The organism is Paenarthrobacter sp. NPDC091669, from assembly GCF_044756725.1.
Classification (GTDB): domain Bacteria; phylum Actinomycetota; class Actinomycetes; order Actinomycetales; family Micrococcaceae; genus Arthrobacter; species Arthrobacter bambusae_C.
In genome coordinates this window covers 131,021-149,772 of sequence record NZ_JBIVTK010000006.1, presented here as the reverse complement: position 1 = coordinate 149,772, position 18,752 = coordinate 131,021, and the positions used below count along the sequence as shown (strand labels likewise).

At 63.3% G+C, this 18,752-nt stretch carries 20 protein-coding genes; 8 read left to right on the top strand and 12 right to left on the bottom strand.

Annotated features, from left to right (window positions below):
- Positions 1–42 precede the first annotated feature (42 nt).
- Positions 43–819 carry an alpha/beta hydrolase gene (locus ACIQLI_RS11865; RefSeq protein ID WP_400388494.1) on the top strand — a complete coding sequence of 259 codons (777 nt, stop codon included), beginning with the start codon at positions 43–45 and terminating at the stop codon, positions 817–819.
- 79 nt (positions 820–898) lie between these two features.
- Here ACIQLI_RS11865 and ACIQLI_RS11860 read toward each other — a convergent pair whose 3' ends face one another.
- Positions 899–2,200, bottom strand: coding sequence for an ABC transporter substrate-binding protein (locus ACIQLI_RS11860; protein WP_400388491.1), 1,302 nt, complete (start codon positions 2,198–2,200; stop codon positions 899–901).
- Between the two features lie 111 nt (positions 2,201–2,311).
- Between ACIQLI_RS11860 and ACIQLI_RS11855 the strand changes: the two genes are divergently transcribed.
- Both ACIQLI_RS11855 and ACIQLI_RS11850 read left to right on the top strand, forming a co-directional pair.
- Complete coding sequence (locus tag ACIQLI_RS11855; RefSeq protein WP_400388488.1) at positions 2,312–3,232, top strand: glycoside hydrolase family 43 protein; 921 nt, start codon at positions 2,312–2,314, stop codon at positions 3,230–3,232.
- Entirely contained in the window at positions 3,229–5,442 is a 2,214-nt protein-coding gene (locus tag ACIQLI_RS11850; RefSeq protein ID WP_400388485.1) for a hypothetical protein, read from the top strand. Before ACIQLI_RS11855 ends, ACIQLI_RS11850 begins: the two co-directional genes overlap by 4 nt.
- A gap of 22 nt (positions 5,443–5,464) precedes the next feature.
- Here the strand turns inward: ACIQLI_RS11850 and ACIQLI_RS11845 are convergent, their stop codons facing one another.
- The 11 genes from ACIQLI_RS11845 to glyA form a co-directional block, all read right to left on the bottom strand.
- Positions 5,465–5,617 carry a glycine zipper domain-containing protein gene (locus ACIQLI_RS11845; RefSeq protein ID WP_280627428.1) on the bottom strand — a complete coding sequence of 51 codons (153 nt, stop codon included), beginning with the start codon at positions 5,615–5,617 and terminating at the stop codon, positions 5,465–5,467.
- Positions 5,618–5,641: 24 nt separating this feature from the next.
- Complete coding sequence (locus ACIQLI_RS11840; RefSeq protein WP_400388482.1) at positions 5,642–6,727, bottom strand: YihY/virulence factor BrkB family protein; 1,086 nt, start codon at positions 6,725–6,727, stop codon at positions 5,642–5,644.
- A complete protein-coding gene (locus tag ACIQLI_RS11835) occupies positions 6,654–7,331 on the bottom strand; it encodes a 2'-5' RNA ligase family protein (protein WP_354230113.1) in 678 nt (225 codons plus the stop codon). Before ACIQLI_RS11835 ends, ACIQLI_RS11840 begins: the two co-directional genes overlap by 74 nt.
- Positions 7,332–7,335: 4 nt before the next feature.
- Positions 7,336–8,445: a tryptophan--tRNA ligase gene (gene trpS / locus ACIQLI_RS11830; protein WP_400388479.1), complete on the bottom strand. Its 1,110-nt coding sequence runs from the start codon at positions 8,443–8,445 to the stop codon at positions 7,336–7,338.
- A 20-nt stretch (positions 8,446–8,465) separates the two neighbouring features.
- Positions 8,466–9,299, bottom strand: coding sequence for an exodeoxyribonuclease III (locus ACIQLI_RS11825; protein WP_400388477.1), 834 nt, complete (start codon positions 9,297–9,299; stop codon positions 8,466–8,468).
- Positions 9,300–9,309: 10 nt separating this feature from the next.
- On the bottom strand, positions 9,310–9,876 hold the full coding sequence (locus ACIQLI_RS11820) for a hypothetical protein (RefSeq protein ID WP_400388474.1): 567 nt from the start codon (positions 9,874–9,876) through the stop codon (positions 9,310–9,312).
- A gap of 139 nt (positions 9,877–10,015) precedes the next feature.
- The gene (locus ACIQLI_RS11815) at positions 10,016–10,849 is read right to left on the bottom strand and encodes an ABC transporter permease (protein WP_400388471.1); all 834 of its coding nucleotides are present in this window, start codon (positions 10,847–10,849) and stop codon (positions 10,016–10,018) included.
- Positions 10,846–11,643, bottom strand: coding sequence for an ABC transporter permease (locus ACIQLI_RS11810; RefSeq protein WP_400388800.1), 798 nt, complete (start codon positions 11,641–11,643; stop codon positions 10,846–10,848). Before ACIQLI_RS11810 ends, ACIQLI_RS11815 begins: the two co-directional genes overlap by 4 nt.
- Positions 11,644–11,701: 58 nt before the next feature.
- Positions 11,702–12,631 carry an ABC transporter ATP-binding protein gene (locus ACIQLI_RS11805; RefSeq protein ID WP_354230122.1) on the bottom strand — a complete coding sequence of 310 codons (930 nt, stop codon included), beginning with the start codon at positions 12,629–12,631 and terminating at the stop codon, positions 11,702–11,704.
- Between the two features lie 171 nt (positions 12,632–12,802).
- Positions 12,803–13,696 (bottom strand): bifunctional methylenetetrahydrofolate dehydrogenase/methenyltetrahydrofolate cyclohydrolase, encoded by an 894-nt coding sequence (locus ACIQLI_RS11800; RefSeq protein ID WP_354230124.1) that lies wholly within the window; start codon positions 13,694–13,696, stop codon positions 12,803–12,805.
- Positions 13,697–13,845: 149 nt separating this feature from the next.
- A complete protein-coding gene (glyA, locus tag ACIQLI_RS11795) occupies positions 13,846–15,141 on the bottom strand; it encodes a serine hydroxymethyltransferase (protein WP_354230126.1) in 1,296 nt (431 codons plus the stop codon).
- Between the two features lie 249 nt (positions 15,142–15,390).
- On the opposite strand from glyA, the gene purU reads away from it, so the two are divergent.
- The 5 genes from purU (at position 15,391) to ACIQLI_RS11770 (ending at position 18,730) form a co-directional block, all read left to right on the top strand.
- A complete protein-coding gene (gene purU, locus ACIQLI_RS11790; protein WP_400388466.1) occupies positions 15,391–16,242 on the top strand; it encodes a formyltetrahydrofolate deformylase in 852 nt (283 codons plus the stop codon).
- Between the two features lie 21 nt (positions 16,243–16,263).
- Positions 16,264–16,929 carry a class I SAM-dependent methyltransferase gene (locus tag ACIQLI_RS11785; RefSeq protein ID WP_400388463.1) on the top strand — a complete coding sequence of 222 codons (666 nt, stop codon included), beginning with the start codon at positions 16,264–16,266 and terminating at the stop codon, positions 16,927–16,929.
- Between the two features lie 73 nt (positions 16,930–17,002).
- Positions 17,003–17,521, top strand: coding sequence for a gamma carbonic anhydrase family protein (locus ACIQLI_RS11780; protein WP_400388460.1), 519 nt, complete (start codon positions 17,003–17,005; stop codon positions 17,519–17,521).
- Between the two features lie 112 nt (positions 17,522–17,633).
- On the top strand, positions 17,634–18,020 hold the full coding sequence (locus ACIQLI_RS11775; RefSeq protein ID WP_400388458.1) for a PadR family transcriptional regulator: 387 nt from the start codon (positions 17,634–17,636) through the stop codon (positions 18,018–18,020).
- A complete protein-coding gene (locus ACIQLI_RS11770) occupies positions 18,017–18,730 on the top strand; it encodes a hypothetical protein (RefSeq protein ID WP_400388455.1) in 714 nt (237 codons plus the stop codon). The genes ACIQLI_RS11775 and ACIQLI_RS11770 overlap by 4 nt, the downstream gene beginning before the upstream one ends.
- Positions 18,731–18,752: the final 22 nt, after the last annotated feature.

The window sequence follows — 18,752 nt, the reverse complement described above, 5'->3', positions numbered from 1 at the left end:
CGGTGACCACCGCACCCGCCACCGCAACGCAAGGAGATCAGCGTGTCACGCTCTGAAAAGATCAGCTTCACGGGAAGTACCGGCGACGTCCTGGCCGGCATCGTAGACGTCCCGGAAGGGCCCATCCGCGGCTGGGGCTTGTACTCGCACGGACTGACCCTCGGCAAGGACAGCCCCGCCGCATCGCGCATCTGCAAGGGCCTGGCTGAGCAGGGCGTCGGCATGCTGCGTTTCGACAACCTGGGTTTGGGTGGTTCTGCCGGTGAGTGGTCGGCGGGGTCGTTCAGCGTGAAGGTGGCCGACACCATCCTGGCCGCGGAGTTCATGCGGGAGCAGGGCCGGGGGATTTCCTTGCTGGTGGGCCATTCCTTCGGAGGTGCAGCCGTGCTGGCCGCAGCCCGCGATATTCCTGGCCTGAATGCAGTGGTGACCGTCGCCGCACCGTACGAACCGAAGCATGTTGAGCACATGTTCGACACCGAGATGGAGGACATCCTGCGCGACGGCAGCGCCGTGGTTGACCTTGGGGGTCGTCCCATGGAGGTCCGCCGCCACTTTGTGGAGGACGTGGAGCGCGCCGACCTGCGCGACTGCATCCGCACCCTCCACAAGCCGCTGATGGTGATGCACTCCCCCACCGACAACACCGTGGGGATCGACAACGCCAGCGAGATCTTCCGTACGGCCCGGCACCCCCGGAGTTTCATCTCCTTGGAGGGCAGCGAACATCTCCTCACCGGTAAGGGCCAGGCCGCGCGGGTTGCACGCATTATCGGAGCGTGGGCTGACCCCTACCTGGAAGTCCGCGACGCCGGCTGACGGCCCTGCCACCCAACTAGGTAACAGCAAACGTTCCACTGACGCCTCAGTAGAGCATTTGCTGTCACCTGATTGGGTCCTATTTGCCGATGGCCGCTTTGCTCTCGCTCAGCCACTGCTCCGCTGCCTTCTCCGGGCTAAGACGCTTGAAGAGGACTTCAGTGTTGATGCGGGCCGTGATTTCGGAAACGGCCGTGGAACCGGTGGGACCGATGAACGTTGGAGCGAAGTCCATCTTGCCGATCTGGTCGATGTAGGCGGCTTCCACCTTGCCCTGAGGAGTCAGGAGGTCCTGGATGGCCGTGCGCATGCCGGCGTTGCTGGGCACCCCGCGGTCGCTCTGGATGATTTTTGCTGCGGCCTCGTTGTTCACCAGGAAACTGACCAGCTTGGCGGCGGCATCCGTGTGCTTGCTTCGGGCTGAAATGGTGTAGAACTGCGAGGACTGGAGCCAGATCCCGGGCGTGGGCGTCTCACCGGGCAGCTTGAGCAGTTTCAACTCTGCACCGGAGGCTTTGCTGAGGGCAGTCAGTGAGTTGGTCCAGGTCAGCATCATGCCGGCCTGGCCCATGCCCATGAGCGTCTGCTCGGTGCTGACGTTGAGCTTCTCCACGGTCTCCGATGCGCTGGGAGCGGCGCCGGATTCACTGAGTTTTACCGAAAAGTCGAAGTAGTCCTTCACTGTTTCCTTATCCAAACCCAGCTGGCCGTCCTGAGTGTAGAGGGACTTCCCGCGCTGGCGGGCGAAGGCATCCAGAGAATCATGCGTCAGGACGGTAGCGGTGCCGTAGGTCCCCTTGGGACTCTTGGCCGTGATGTCCCCGGCCGTCTTGGCGAAGTCGTCCCAGGTCCACTTGCTGTCATCCGGCAAGGCGACACCCGCGGCCTGGAACACGGTGGGGTTGACGACGATGGCCAGTGCATTGGCACCGGTGGAGACGCCATACTGCTTGCCTTGGACCTGACCGTTTTCCAGCGCTCCCTGGTCCATCTTGGACAGATCCAGCGAACCTTCCACCTTGGACAGATCCAGGAGGGCGCCGCGATTGGCGTATTCGGCCGGATAGGCGCCACCCATGGTGATGACGTCGGGGGCATCGTTCGCTGCTACTTGGGTGGCCAGTTTGTCGAAGTAGCCACCAATGTCGCCGTACTCGGGCTTCACCTTGATGTTGGGGTTGGCAGCCTCAAATTCCTTGATGACCTTGTTGGTGAGGTCGGCCCGGGTGGCGTTGCCCCACCACGAGAACCGGATCTCCACCGGCCCGTCTTCCGGCTGGTTGGAGGATGGGCTGGAGCAGGCCGCAGTGAGGCCCAGCATGCTGACGGCTGCTACGAAAGCGATGGACTTACGGAGATGTCGGAGAGATTTACGCGTCATTGGGTAAGCTTCTTTCAGGCTCAAGAAAACGGTTCCTGAAACGTATCAAGGCGGTGTATATTCGTCAATAGTTTGGGATATGAACTATTTGAATCCGTCAAGGAGGACGCCGTGACCTTACGCTTGGACCAAATCCAGATCCGGGACCCCTACGTGCTGACCCGGCCGTCGTCGGGCGACTACCTCCTCTTCGGCAGCACGGACAAGAACATCTGGTCAGGCCAGGCCACTGGATTTGATTGCTACCGAAGCAGCGACCTCCTCACCTGGGAGGGTCCCCTTGAGGCATTCAGGCCTCAGCGCGGATTTTGGAGCCAGGAGCAGTACTGGGCGCCCGAAGTCCACGAGTACCGTGGGCGCTTCTACATGTTCGCCACCTTCATTGCGCCCGGTCGCCTCCGCGGAACGCAGATACTGGCTGCAGACAAGCCAGCGGGTCCCTACGAACCATGGAGCGATGGTCCGGTCACTCCCGGCAACTGGCAATGCCTGGACGGCACGCTCCACGTCGACGAAGGTGGAACGCCGTGGATTGTCTTCTGCCACGAATGGAAGCAGGTGCACGACGGCGCCATGATGGCACAGCGCCTCAGCCCGGACCTGCGCAGCGCCGTGGGCGTCCCGGTGTTCCTTTTCAGCGCCTCGGAGGCTCCATGGTCCCGTGCCCTTGATGTCCCATCCGTCCGGGACCGTGAGTTTCCTGTGTATGTCACCGATGGTCCGTTTTTGTTTCGGCTCAGCAGCGGAAAGCTCCTCATGCTGTGGTCCAGCTTTGGCGACACCGGCTACGCCATGGGTCTAGCCCGCAGCGAATCAGGAACGGTGCTGGGCCCCTGGACCCAGGAAGCCGAACCACTCTGGGGCACTGATGGCGGCCATGGAATGATCGGCCGGCACCTTGACGGCAGCCTTTTCCTGACGCTCCATCAGCCGAACAAAACTCCCTACGAGCGCGCAACGGTTTTCCCGCTCCTTGAACTTGAGGACACAGTGACACTCGCCGGCGTACTCCCTGCAGAAAGACTGACATGAACCCGCCATCCCCCACCATCGATCGCAAGGTACTGGTCCAGCGACATAATGTCCGCCAAAACCGGCTGGATCCGCGCAGTCCCGTCTCCGTGGGCAACGGCGAATTCGCCTTCACCATGGACCTCACCGGGCTGCAATCATTGCCCGCCGAATACCCCGTGGACGCACGAGATGACCTGCCACCCGGAACACTCCTGGGGACGCAGGCGCAGTGGGGCTGGCACTCCGTTCCACCACCCGAACCGTACGATCTCGCCGGCTCCACTGTCCTCTACGATTCGCCCCGCGGCCCGGTCCCCTACGTGGACATGGTGGGCGACATCGTGAACGATCGGGAAACCGACACCTCCGTGGCGGAAACGTGGCTCCGGGCGAACGCGCACCGACTGGATCTGGGGCGCATCGGCTTCCGATGGAGGGAGGACGGCGTGGACCGTCCCCTCGCGGCAGCGGACATCACTGACACGGAACAAACACTGGACCTCTGGACGGGGGCTGTCACCAGCCTGTTCACCGTGGCAGACCATCGCGTGAAAGTGACGACGGCATGCCACCCGGACCGGGATGAACTCGGCATCCGTGTGGAGTCGGCGGCGCTTGCAGCCGGATTGCTTGTCGGCATCGGTTTCCCCTACGGATCCGAAGCCTGGCATGACGCCGCGGACTGGGAACGACCGGATGCCCACACCACGACGCTCAGAGGGCCGTCACCAGTGGGAGACCACGGATCCGCAGCATGGACCGCGCACCGCGAATTGGACGATTCCCGCTATCAAGTGGTGATCACCGGTCAGAGCCTGAGAGTGGAACAGGCCGGTCAGCATGATCTCCACATCGCCCCAGCGTCGCCTGGAACTCCGGGCACCGATACTGAGCTGGACTTCTCCGTTGGGTTCGTGTCAGCCGGGGATGGCGACTGCATCCCGAGGGGCAACAACAGGCCTGCCAACAGCGCCCAACAGCCGGACGGCCCCGCGGAGGCGGGGACCGGCGTCGAACTTTCACCCGCACGTTCAGTGGTCGCAGCATCCGCTGCCTACTGGCCGGCGTTCTGGTCCTCGGGCGGGGCGATCGAGCTCGATGCCACCGATGATCCGCGGGCCAAGGAATTGGAACGCCGGATTGTGCTGTCCCAATACCTCACGGCGATCAATTGCGCCGGTTCATTGCCGCCGCAGGAAACGGGGCTCGTATGCAACTCGTGGCGTGGCCGCTTCCATCTGGAGATGCACTGGTGGCATGCGGCCCACTTTGCGCATTGGAACCGTGTGGAGCTGCTCCTGCCGTCGTTGCGGTGGTACTCCACGGTGTTGGAGCCTTCACGGCAGACGGCCAAAGCGCAAGGATTCGACGGCGTTCGCTGGCCCAAGCAGGTGGGACCGGACGGGCGGGAGAGCCCCAGTCCGATCGGCACATTCCTCATTTGGCAGCAGCCACATCCCATCCACCTGGCCGAGCTGGTGTACCGGGCCAACCCCGGCCGCGACGTCCTGGAAGAATTCGCGGAGATCGTGTTTGAGTCAGCTGCCTTCATGGCCGGCTTTGCGCATCCCACGTCGCGGGGGTTCGAGCTGGGGCCACCCTTGATTCCGGCGCAGGAAAGCTACGGCTCCATGCGGGCCAAGGTCACCAACCCCACTTTCGAGCTGGCCTACTGGCAGTGGGGCCTGCGGACGGCTTCTAAATGGCGGGAGCGGTTGGGCCTGGACCCCGTTCCGGCCTGGTCCGATGTGGCAGAGGGCATGGTTCCGCCACGGGTTGTCAACGGCGTATATGCCGCGATCGACGTGGAGCCCTTCACCATTCGTACCGACCACCCTTCAATGCTGTGTGCCCTCGGAGTCCTCCCGCTGGCCGACGTCATCGACCCCGACATCATGCGGGCAACCCTCTCGGACGTGCTGGCCGACTGGGACTGGGGCAGCACCTGGGGCTGGGACTACCCGGTGATGGCCATGACGGCCGCCCGGCTGGAGGACCCGGAAGCTGCCGTGGATGCGCTGCTCCTGAACGCCGGCAAGAACACCGTACTGGCCAACGGCCACAACCGGCAGACAGACTCGTTGCCGCTGTACCTTCCGGGCAATGGCGGGCTCCTGGCTGCTGCGGCCCTCATGGCCGCGGGGTGGGACAACGGCCCGGAACGACACGCGCCCGGGTTCCCCGCTGACTGGACTGTGGCGTGGGAAGGGCTGGTGCGGGCACCCTAGTCTCAGCCCAGGGGACCTGCCACTATCCCCGGCGAGGTCCCACTGCAGCCCCGACAAGCGCCCCGAGCCCTACTCCGATGAGGATGCCCAGGAAAGGGGATTTGAAGATCAGTTGCCCCACAATGAGACCAACGGCAGCCCCGAGGAGACAGCCGATCCACAGTTGATTGTTCATGGCGTCTCCCGGGAGAAAGAAATATCAGGTGCGGGGCGCCACACGGCGCGACCCAAGGACCTTCTTGCGCGGGGTCTCCCCCGACTCAGTATCGGCCTCACGAATGGCCGACCACGACGCCGAGACGAGGTACACCTGGCTCACCAGGTTGAACCAGATCAGCAGGCCGATGATGATGGCAAACGACGCCAGGACGGGATTGTTTCCGGACCGGGCCAGAAGTTCGGTGCTGAAGAATTGGAGGACTGTAGTCCCCACGCCTGCCAGCCCTACCCCTTCGAGGAACGCGCGGCGCCCCAACGTCAGGCCACCTGCAATACGGAACAGTACTGCCGCCGTCGCGCAGTTCAGGAGGAGGGGAACCACGATCTTGACGGTGGCGGCGATGGGCGCGGCAACAGCCTCGTCCAACTTCATCAAGTCGATGAGCCACTCGGCGGCCGTGCCAAAAATCAGGGAAGCGCCTGCGCTGATGATCAGGATGACGCCGAGGAGCAACAGGGTGCCGGCGTCGATGAGCTTTTGCAGGAGGCCGTTGCGCAGGAGAGGGTCAGCGTTCATGACGCCGCGGAGACCCTCCCTGACGCTGGCAATCCATCCCAGGGACGTGAAGATGGTGACGGCAGCGGCGATCAGTGCGGTCCACCCGAGGCCGGACGGGTTCAGCAATGTTTGCGGATCCACCAGCCCTTCACCGCCATTGACCTGCAGGAGCCCGGGCGCAGCGGATGCCACACTGCCGATGACGGCGTCTTCCAGCACGGGGTTGCCACCCAGGACGATGCCGGCGATCGCGAATCCCGTGGTCAACAGACCCGTCACGGAGAAGAACATGTTGAAGCCAATGCCCGCACTCAACAGGGGCCCATGCTGGCGCGTGTAGTGCTGGAAGGAACGCAAGGCACGGTTGGTATTCAGCCTGGCCATGAAGAGGGCGAAGAACGCTCCGGCCTTCTTCGGCAGTCCATCACCGGCGCGCTTGGACTGGCCCCAGTCCTGCCTCTTGCGAAGCAGCTCAAGTTTGAGCTTGGCCAGCTCAGTTGGCAGCGGAGGAACGTCCGCCTGCGTGGCGTGAATCCGCTTGCTGTTCTTCGTCAGTATCGCCGCCAAAGTCGAGCTCTTCCCGTAGCTGCCATATTCCATTGGTGTCGTGCTCGTAAAGTCCCATGCTAACCACAGGAAAGGTGGCCCGGTAATCTCTGAGGACCGTTTCGGCCTCATCCAGATTTTCCTGGGACACATCGTGCGCCACGGTGACGTGAGGATGGTACGGGAAGGGCAGCAATCGTTCGAGGGGCCCGGTTTGAAGTTTCTCGTGCAACTGCACGCACTCTTCAAAGCCTTCTTCCACGTTGACGAACACCACCGGCGAGACGGGCCGGAACGAACCCGTGCCGGAAATGGTGATGTGGAAAGGTTCCTGGGTCCGGGCCACTTCCCGCACGTGCTCGCGGGTGGCGGCCCAGTCTTGCGTAGGTGTGGTGGTAATCAGGGTGATGTGGGCAGGAATGACATCGGCCATCGGGTCACCGAAGGAAGCGCGCCATTCCTGGAGTTCGCGGGCGATCTCCGGCGGGAAGCCGAGGATGACGCCAACACACATGGTGTCACCGTCGCCGCAGTCAGTGCCGGCAACACCCGTCTGGCGAGAGTCGTCCGGACCGACACCCTTGCGGGTGTCGGTCTTGACGTTGAGCTGGCCAGCGGAGCACATGGAGTTAGCGGACTCCCAGGTCGCGGTGGGCATCTCCGCGGTAGGGCAGGAAACCGACCTTGGAATAGACGTCCGCGAGAGTGGCTGAAGCAATGTGGCGTGCCTTCTCTGCGCCGAGGGCCAGGAGGCGGTCGAGTTCCGCGGGATCGGCCAAGAGTTCGTTGGCCCGCTCCCGGATAGGTGCCAGATGCCCTGAGACGAGTTCTGCGAGGTCAACCTTGAGGTGCCCGTACATCTTGCCTTGGTAGTCAGCCACGATCTTCTCTACCGGCGTGCCACTGATGGCCGAGTAGATGGTGAGCAGGTTTGAAACACCCGGCTTGTTCTCGCGGTCGTAGCGGATCTCGGTTTCAGTGTCCGTGACGGCCGACTTGATGCGCTTGGCCACGGTCTTGGGATCATCCAGAAGGTTGATCAGACCGGCGGGTGACTCCGCGGACTTGGACATCTTGGCGCTGGGGTTCTGGAGATCGTAGATCTTGGCCGATTCCTTCTGGATGAAGGCCTCCGGCACTTGGAACGTCTCCCCGAACCGGCTGTTGAAGCGGTTGGCGAGGTCCCGGCTGAGCTCCACGTGCTGTCGCTGGTCTTCGCCCACCGGCACACCGTGCGGCTGGTAGAGGAGAATGTCGGCGGCCTGGAGAATCGGGTACGTGAACAGGCCAACGCTGGCGTGGTCCGAACCCTGCTTCTGGGCCTTGTCCTTGAACTGCGTCATGCGGGCAGCTTCGCCCATGCCCGTGATGCAGTTCAGGACCCACGCGAGCTGGGCGTGCTCAGGGACCTGGGACTGGACGAAGAGGGTGCACTTCTCCACGTCCACGCCGCCCGCGATGTACTGCGCGGCGGTGACGCGGGTGCGGCGGGCAAGCTCTGCCGGGTCCTGCGGCACGGTGATGGCGTGCAGGTCCGGGATGAAATACACGGCGTCGTAATCGTCCTGCATCCGGACCCAGTTGACCAAGGCACCGAGGTAGTTGCCAAGGTGCAGGGAGTCCGCGGAGGGCTGCATGCCGGACAGGACACGGTGCTTGGCGCCGACGGCAAGCTTGGTGGATGTGGTGGTCTGCGGTACCGCTGCAGTGCCGGTTTCAGTCGTGGTGGAACTAGTCATGGAGGAATACCTTAGGGAGCTTAGAGCCGGTAGTCGACTACCAGCGGTGCGTGGTCGGAGAAGCGGGTGTCCCACGAAGGCGCACGGTCCACGACAGCCGAGAAAGCGGCTGCTGCGAGGCCCGGTGTGGCCAGGTGGTAGTCGATGCGCCAGCCTGTGTCAGTGTCAAAGGCTTTACCGCGCTGGGACCACCAGGTGTAGGGGCCGGCGACATTTCCTGCCAGGCCCCTGTGGACATCCCTCCATCCGATTTCTTCGCCGAGGAAACGGTCAAAGTACGCGCGCTCCTCCGGGAGGAAGCCGGCACGCTTGACGTTGCCCTTCCAGTTCTTGATGTCCAACTCTGTGTGACCCACGTTGAGGTCGCCCACTACCAAAGCGTGGTCGCTGTGCTTGGCGAGCTCAGGCAGGCGCACCGTCATGGCGTCCAGGAAACGGAACTTGTCATCCTGCTTGGGGGTTCCCACTTCTCCGGAGTGCACATAGGCGCTGACGACCGTGAGCGTGGTGGATTCGCCGGCACCATCCTTGACGGTGTAGTCGGCCTCGACCCAGCGCCCGGACGTGTCAAAGTAGTCATCGCCAATACCGACGCGGGTGGCAGTGGGTTCCTCGCGGGAAGCGATGGCAACACCGGCGCGGCCCTTGGCTTCCGCTTCGGTGTGGAGAATGTGCCAGCCTTCGCCGATCAGCTTCCTGACGATGTCATCAGGTGCGCGGACTTCCTGGAGGCAGAGAATGTCAACCTCGCGCGGCTCCAGCCATTCCGCCATGCCGTTCTTGTAGGCAGCCCTGAGGCCGTTGACGTTAACTGACGCGATGCGAAGGAAGTCCTTCTTCAATGCCGTACTCACCCGGTCCACTCTAGTCGATGATGGTGCCGGCCACGGGCTCGTCCGAGCCGCCGGAGGACTTGATCATGTCGCGCGCATTGGTGGCCGTAATGGCAATGGTTTCCAGGGCGCGGTTGATGGTGTCCTGATCGGCAGCAGCGCCCTTGGCCCGCTCCTCATCCACAACACGGACCTGCACCTGGACGATCTTGAAGGAGTGGTCCAGCTTGAGGTCGCGAACCTCATCTGACTTGCTGCGTTCGGCAACGACGCGCGTGCCGCCACTGTCAGCCGCGGACGACGACGGCGCGCGGCCGGCGGCGGCGTTGAAGGCATTTTGCGCTTCGGTCAGCTTTGCGCCTGCACGCTGCGCGGCCCTGCGGATGCTCAGCACCACGAAGGTGGCCAGAGCCAGCCAGCCGAAGGCCACCACGGCGACGACCCACCCCACAACATCGTTCTGGTTTGCCGCGAAAATGACGGCCACCAGGAACGCGATGATGACGACGGTCATCCCCAGGCCGCCAATGCGGAAGCCCTTGAACATGCCTTTGCCGGCGGGAGACGTGGACGGGTGCGGGTCACCGAGAGATTGCATGGATCCATTCTCTCAAATGCCTACAGGTGCCCGTGCCAGCTTCCACGGACGGCGAACACGGGCCCCCAAGCCCCGGGTTTTTGTACAGCTAATGCCCCCAAGACGCCGCTTTCGGGGCATTAGCTGTACAAAAACTCCATCACTTCAGGAACAGTTGACGCAGCCTACGTGTGGTCAGCATGATCCCGAGAGCGATCATCACCAGGTAGTAACCCACATGGATTGCAGTGGCCGGACTGAACGAGCCCACACTGATCTGCCGCAGCAACTCCACGCCGTGCCACAGGGGCATGGCCTGGATGAACCACTGGATGACCTGCGGGTAGACACTGAGCGGGTAGAACGTGGCACTGAACAGGAACATGGGCAGCAGGAAGAAGTTGATCCAGTCCATCTGCTGGAAGGTTTTCATGAAGCTGGTGATGCCCATTCCGAAGCTCGCGAAACCGAACGCGATCAGCACCGAGGCAGGAATGACCAGAATGGCCCACCAACTGGTCAGCAAACCCATGACGCCCATAACCGCGGTGAATCCCGTGGCGTAGAGCAGGCCCCGAAGGAGGGCCAGGAAGATCTCGCCGATCGCGACATCCAACGGGCCCAGGGACGTGTAGAGCATCCCTTGGTAGAGCTTGGCGAAGTTCATCTTGAAGAAGACGTTCCACGTGGAGTCGTAGATGGCCCCGTTCATCGCCGAAACGGCCAGCAGCGCCGGCGCAATGTAGGCCGCGTAGCTGATCTCCTCGCCGCCCGGGCCTTGGACAGTGCCCACGATGGAGCCCATGCCCACGCCCATGGCCAGCAGGAACAGCACCGGCTCAAAGAACCCGGAGACCATGACCAGCCAGGTGCTGGACTTGGCCGCCATCAATCCCCGGCCCACTACGGCTTTGGCATTGCGTGAATAGAGGGAGCCGAACTTCCGCTCCCGCGCGCGATCCGTGGCGCTGTGGCCACCCGTCAGGACACTCATGAGCCCATCCTTTTCACGAACTGGCGGCGGACGACCATCCAGCCAACGGCAGCGGTCACCAGCAGGAACACCACGTGGATGATGGTCAGCACAGGGCTTTGATCCATCCCGTAGGTGAACACGCGGCTCAGCTCAGTCCCGTGCCACACCGGGGAAATCCAGCCGATCCAACGGACAGCGATCGGCAGGGAATCCAGTGGGAAGAACGTCCCCGAGAACAGGAACAGCGGCATCACAATGAAGCGTTGCACCAGCGCAAACTGCCCCTTGTCCTGTTTGATGCTGGCCGCATAAGCCATCAGCGGCAGGCCAAAGGACAGCGCCGCCGCAGTAGCCACGATGGCCGATACCCAGCCCCACGGACCCGGCGAAGCACCGAAAAGTGCCACCACAACGAAGTAGACCACCGACTGCAGGAGGAACCTCAGCGTGCTGGCCATGATGTGTCCGCTGGCGATTTGCTCGGGAATCAATGGTGAGGCGTGCGGGCCGTAGAATACCCGGCGCCACTTGAAACCGTCCATGACGGGGTAGGAGAACTCCCCCGAAGCTGTCATCACCGCAGCCGAGACCAACAATGCCGGAGCCACGAACTCCAAATAGCTGACACCACCGAACGTGGCTTCGCTGTTGGCGTCCACCAGGCTGGCCAGTCCCACTCCCATGGCAAAGAGATACGCAACCGGCTGACCCACGCTGTACAGGATTACGGACCATCCGTAGTTGCGCATGACGCGAAGCACTTGCTCTGCGTAGAAGAAGGCGCCCCATCGCCGCGCCCTGGCGGCCGACACCTCAGGTGAGTGTGCCCGCAACGGACGCTCCGCCGTCGTGATCGGTTTGTCCGTGCCGTCAGTCAACGAGGCTCCTGCCGGTCAGCCGCAGGAAGACGTCCTCCAGCGACGAGCGGCGCACCAGCGAGGTCATCGGGTGCAGTCCACGGGCAGTGACCTGCTCCAACGCAGCCTCGCCATCGTGTGCATAGATGAGCACGCGGTCCGGCAGCGTTTCGAGCCGCTCACCGATGCCTTGAAGCTCGACGCCGATGGTCGCGTTCCGCTCGGACCCGAACCTGAGCTCCAGTACTTCGCGTGACGAGTGCTCGCGGATCAGGGTGGCCGGTGAGCCCTCGGCCATGATCCTGCCCTTGTCCACCACGATCAGGCGGTCGCAGAGTTGCTCGGCTTCATCCATGTAGTGCGTGGTGAGGATCAGGGTGACCCCATTTTCCTTGAGCCTGAAAAGTCGGTCCCAGAGGATATGGCGCGCTTGGGGGTCCAGACCAGTGGTGGGCTCGTCCAGAAGCAAAATGCGGGGCTCGTTGATGAGAGACCGGGCGATGGTGAGCCGCCGCTTCATGCCGCCGGAGAGTGCATCCACCTTCGAGTTGGCTTTGTCCGTCAGCTGCGCAAATTCCAGCAGTTCGTCGGCTTTGGGACGCAAGTAGCTCAGGGGCAGGCCGAAGTAGCGCCCGTAGACGATCAGGTTCTCGCGGACTTTCAACTCTTCGTCGAGGTTGTCCTGCTGCGGAACGACGCCGAGATGCGCCCTCACCTCAGGGCCGTGCGACTCAGGATCCAAGCCCATGATGGTCAGCGAGCCGGACGTTCGCTGGGAGACGCCGCCGATCATTTTCATGGTGGTGGACTTGCCGGCGCCGTTGGGGCCCAGCAGCCCGAAGGACTCCCCCGCCGGTACGTCGAAGGAGATGTTGTCTACGGCGGTGAGCTCACCATAGGCCTTGGTGAGGTTCCGGGCGCTGATGACGGTGGGTCGGTTCATGTCGAGGCTGGACTGCGAAGATTTTGACGGTATTGGTGTGGATGTTGGTGACGGTATCGGAGAGCGGGTTGCTTCATTGTGCACCCTCAGCAGACTAGTAGCGCCCACCTAGATGTGAAAGGGCTCTTGCAGATATTCCTGCAAGAGCCCTTTCGTTCAGTGCGTTGGAAGCTAGGCGATGCCGGCCTGGCGCTCAGCACTCTCCACGACGTTCGCGAGCAGCATGGCACGGGTCATCGGACCCACGCCGCCCGGGTTCGGGGACAGCCAAGCGGCGACGTCGGCAGCTGCCGGGTCCACATCTCCGGTGACAACAGCCTTGCCGTTGCCGTCGTCCACGCGGCTGACGCCGACGTCGAGCACTATGGCGCCCGGCTTGAGGTCCTCGGCCTTGATCATGTGCGGCACGCCGGCAGCGGCGATCACGACGTCGGCCTGCTTGAGTTCGGCGGGCAGGTCCACCGTTCCGGTGTGGGCCAGGATGACCGTGGCGTTGACTTCCTTGCGGGTCAGCAGCAGGCCGATGGGGCGGCCGATGGTGACGCCGCGGCCAACCACCAGGACGCGCTTGCCCTTGAGTTCAATGTTGTGGCGGCGGAGCAACTCCACACAGCCCTTGGGCGTGCAGGGCAGCGGGGACTTCATTTCGCCGTTGACGTTGGCCACCAGGCGGCCAAGGTTCATGGGGTGCAGGCCGTCGGCGTCCTTGTCAGGGTCCATGGCTTCGAGGATGACGTCCTGGTCGATGTGCTTGGGCAGTGGTAGCTGGACGATGTAGCCGGTGCACTCCGGGTTGTCGTTGAGCTCGCGGACAACTTCCAGGAGGTCGTCCTGGCTGATGTCTTCGGGGAGGTCGCGGCGGATGGACTGGATGCCAACCTCGGCGCAGTCCTTGTGCTTGCCGCCGACGTACCAGGTGCTGCCGGGGTCTGAGCCCACCAGGATGGTGCCCAGGCCCGGGACGATTCCCTTGGCGGCGAGGACGGAAACGCGAGTGGTCAGTTCTGCCTTGATGGCTGCGGCGGTGGCCTTGCCGTCAAGGATCTGTGCGGTGGACTGTGTCATTCCATCTGCTCTTTCTGGTGGGTGACCTGTGTGGGAAAGCCTCATAGGAGGCCCATGCCAACGGGACCCGCCGCCGTAGGTGTGGCGGCGGATCCCGTTAGCTCCGGTTCAATGCCCGGGTGATGCGTTACCTATCCGCGAAAGGCGGGTTACCACTGCTCGTGCTGCGGGTACAGCGGGAAGTCAGCGGCGAGTTTATCCACGCGGGCCTGCAGCGCCTCGACGTTCGTCGCCGAACCGGCCTTCAGCGCGGTGGCGATGATCTCGGCAACCTCGGTGAACTCGGTGGCACCGAATCCGCGGGTAGCCAGGGCAGGCGTACCGATGCGCAGGCCGGAGGTGACCATCGGCGGGCGGGGGTCGAACGGAACAGCGTTGCGGTTCACGGTGATGCCCACCGAGTGCAGGAGGTCCTCGGCCTGTTGGCCGTCAAGCTGGGAGTTGCGGAGGTCAACCAGGACCAGGTGAACGTCGGTGCCGCCAGTGAGGACCGAGACGCCGGCTTCGGCGACGTCGGACTGGTTCAGGCGGTCGGCAATGATCCTGGCACCCTCGAGGACGCGCTCCTGGCGTTCCTTGAACTCTTCGCTGCCGGCGATCTTGAAGGCAACAGCCTTCGCGGCGATCACGTGCATGAGCGGGCCACCCTGCTGGCCCGGGAAGACGCTGGAGTTAAGCTTCTTGGCCCATTCCTGCTTGCCAAGGATTACACCGGAACGCGGACCGGCCAGGGTCTTGTGAACCGTGGAGGTGACGACGTCGGAGTACGGGACCGGGCTCGGGTGCAGGCCGGCTGCAACCAGGCCGGCGAAGTGGGCCATGTCCGTCCAGAGGAGCGCGCCAACTTCGTCCGCGATGGAGCGGAAGGCAGCGAAGTCGAGGTGGCGCGGGTACGCGGACCAACCGGCGATGATGACCTGCGGCTTCTCGGCGATGGCCTGCTCGCGGAGCTTGTCCATGTCGATGCGGAAGTTGTCTTCTTCCACCTGGTAAGCCGCTACGTTGTAGAGCTTGCCGGAGAAGTTGAGCTTCATGCCGTGGGTCAGGTGGCCACCGTGAGCCAGGGAGAGACCAAGGATCTTGTCGCCCGGGGTGATCATGGCGGAGAGTGCTGCAGCGTTTGCCTGGGCACCGGAGTGCGGCTGGACGTTGGCGTACTCGGCGCCGAACAGTTCCTTAACGCGGTCGATGGCCAGCTGCTCGGCGACGTCGACGTATTCACAACCGCCGTAGTAGCGGCGGCCCGGGTAACCCTCGGCGTACTTGTTGGTCAGGACGGAGCCCTGGGCTTCCATGACGGCGCGGGGGGCGAAGTTTTCGGAGGCAATCATTTCCAGGGTGCCGCGCTGGCGGCCAAGTTCCTGGTTGAGGACTGCTGCGATTTCGGGATCGAGATCGGCAAGCGACTGGTTGCTGACAGACGCGGAAGTGGTTGTGGTAGTCACGGAGATCTCCTGGCTAGGCAACGGGTGGTGCTACAGGTCAGGCTACCGGCAGCAGCATTCCCGCGTCCCCTTGGTTACAGCCGTAGATGCGGCAGGGATCGGTCACGTGCGTGCAGCGGTAAGACATGACCCTCGGCCCAGGCGTACGATCCGTGGTCTTCATGATTGCCGCTCCCTGGTGGTAGTCCACCCAACGCCAGTTGCGACCCGTTAACAGTACAACAACGCAGCACAGGTACGCTTGATCGTGTGACTGAATCCACCGCTTTCGTAGTAACGCTTTCCTGCCCCGACCGCCCCGGCATCGTCCACGCGGTAGCCGGAGCCCTGCTTGAGGCCGGCTGCAATATCGCCGACTCCCAGCAGTACGGAAGCCCCAGCACAGGCAACTTTTTCATGCGCGTGGAGGCATCGACGTCGTCCTCCCAGGACGAACTGGCGGCTGCGCTGCGCCCGGTAGCCGAATCGTTCGGAATGACCTGGCAGATCAACCCCGTGGGTGAAAAGGTCCGCACCATCATCCTGTGCTCCAAGGACGCGCACTGCCTCAACGACCTGTTGTTCCAGCAGCGGAGCGGCACGTTGCCCATCGAAGTCCCGGCCATCGTGTCCAACCACCGTGATCTTGAGCCCTTGGCAGAGTTTTACGGCATCCCGTTCCATCACATCCCGGTGACCCCCGAAACCAAGCCACAGGCTGAGGCGGAGCTGCTGAAGCTGATCGCCGAACACGATGTGGAACTCACCGTCCTGGCCCGGTATATGCAGGTCCTCTCCAACGATCTGTGCACGGAGTTGAATGGCAAGGCCATCAACATCCACCACTCCTTCCTGCCCTCCTTCAAGGGCGCCAAGCCGTACCACCAGGCCCACGCGCGCGGAGTGAAAATCATCGGCGCCACCGCCCACTACGTAACGGCCGACCTCGACGAGGGCCCGATCATCGAGCAGGAAGTCATCCGCGTCGACCACGCACGCACGGCTGCACAGTTCGTCCAGATGGGCCGCGACGTCGAAGGCCGCACGCTGGCCCAGGCCGTCCAGTGGCATGCCGAACACCGCGTGCTCCTGGACGGCACCCGGACCGTGGTATTCAACTAACGCCACTCCTATGCTGAGGGTATGCGGGGCATTCCTCACGCTGAGCACGAGGCTGATTTGGCGGTCTACTACGACCGTCAGGCGCCCGTCCGGAACACCCGCGCGCTCACTCCACACCGTGTCGAGTGCAGAGAATGGTTCATCCGACTCCTGAAATCCGAGCACCGTCACTCGTTGTTCGAATTGGGGTGCGGCACGGGCGTTGAGGGCTTGCAGTTTGTCCGCGCCGGATTGCACTACACCGGGGTGGACTTGTCTTCTGAGAGCATCCATCTGGCGCGCTCGGCCGGGCTGGAGGCAACCGTTGCCAGCGGCCGCAGCCTGCCCTTCGCGGACGCTGTGTTCTCAGCTGCGTGGACCATGAGCACGCTTCTGCATGTCCCCAACAGCGGAATTCACGACGTCGTCAGCGAACTTTTGCGGGTCACCGCACCTGGTGCGCCCATCGCCGTCGGACTCTGGTCAGGTGAGGATTGCGAGGTCCTCAACCCGGAGGACCTTGAGGAACCGCGGCGGTTCTTCAGCCGTCGCAGTGATGACACCGTGCTCAGGATTTTCGGCGAGCATGGCTCGGTTGAGCATTTCCGGACGTGGCCTGAGGGGGTGGGCGTGGAGTCCGGGCCTGGCGCGGGCAACTGGGTACAGCACTACCAATTCCTGGTCCTCCGCACCCCTGCACCCAACTGAGCAACAGCAAACGTCCCACTGACGGCCCATAGCGACGTTTGCTGTTACCCAGTTGGGAAATAAGCTGGGCAGCATGGCACCCTCTTACACTTTCGCCGGGGACACCCCGGCCATCCATGAAACCGCGTTCGTGGCACCCACTGCATCCATCATCGGCAAAGCGACGTTGGCCCAGGACTCCAGCGCCTTCTACGGTGTCTCCGTCCGCGCGGACACGGCTGCGATCAGCGTCGGCGCGGGCTCCAACCTCCAGGACAACGTAGTCCTCCACGCCGACCCGGGCTTCCCCTGCACCGTCGGCGAGCGCGTCTCCGTGGGGCACAGCGCCGTAGTCCACGGCTGCACTGTGGAGGACGACTGCCTGATCGGCATGAGCGCCACCATCCTCAACGGCGCGGTGATCGGCACGGGCTCTCTCATTGCCGCCGGCGCCGTGGTGTTGGAGGGCACGGTCATTCCCCCACGCTCCCTGGTGGCTGGCGTACCTGCGAAGGTCCGCCGTGAACTCACCGATGAGGAGTTCGAGGGCGTGAAGCACAACGCCGCGCACTACAGGGACCTGGCGGCGGCGCACCGGGACATGCACGCTTAACGCCGAATGCGAGGTCCGCTCTGCGCCCTAACCTGAAGTTTTGGAATGCAGAGCGGGCCTCTCATCATTTAAGTAGCTTTACAGACCAACTACTTAGAGTGACAATATAGTCATGAGCGATTCCACTCCTGATCCTCCGAGGTCCGAAGGCACCGATTGGCCGAGTGATTGGCTGAGGGCGACACTGGGCTTCCTGGCGCTTCGTGCCCTTGCCGCCGGACCCTCGTACGGCTACGCGATCATCACTGAACTTGAACGCCATGGGTTTGGCACCATCAAAGGCGGCACGCTGTACCCGCTCCTCACCCGCTACGAAGCGGCCGGCTTGGTCACCACCGAGTGGCGTGCGGGCGACGGCGGTCCGGGCCGCAAGTATTTCGCTTTGACTGACCACGGGCGCGCCGAAATGCTCCGGCTCAGCGCGGACTGGCTTCGGTTCACACACCTCAGCAACACCTACCTCGACGACGGTCAGCACACGAAAGAGTCCAGCACATGACACAGGTAACGACGGACAAGAAGTGGTTTGACGAACTCGTTCTGGAACTTCGCCTCCGCCAGGTGCAGGGGAACGCGATTGGCGACGCCGTGGCAAGCGCCCGCGAACTCCTCGCCGACACCGGGCAGCAGGCTGAGGAGGCGTTCGGACCGGCGCGCAGCTACGCCGCCGGGCTGGAACTACCGACCGCACCGAAACATGAATGGGTCAAGAAGGCGCTAGGGCCAGCCTTGCTGGGCCTCTTGGCCTTTTTGCTTTTCAACCAGGCGGTGGTGCCGTGGGTCCGGTCCGAGATGATGCTTGTGTCGCCGGCACAGGCAGCTTTCCTGGCAACACCACTTGTGGTCATTGCTTTCCTGCCCCTGTACCTCACGGCAGCAGTCCGACGCATCTGGGTGCTCGTAGCCCTGGTCGCCGTCTGTGTGATCTCCGGGCTCCTCTCCGGCATTGCAGCCCCGACGCAGCGGGCGGATGCGTGGCTGGAACTGGATCCTCTCCCTTGGCTCGTCGGCAGTGCCGCCACCATGATTGCTTTGTCGATAGTTGGCACCATCCGCTCCAGGGGCACCGATCCGGACGAGATCACCGACCCCAGCGCACCTGCCGCTCACGGCAGTGGCAGGGGCAACAGGATCACGGCACTGGTGGGCACCTGGCTCTTCCCGATCTTCGCGCTGGCTATGCTCGGCCTCGCCGCTGCACTGAGGTAGGTGACGGCAGCAAAGAGTCGCT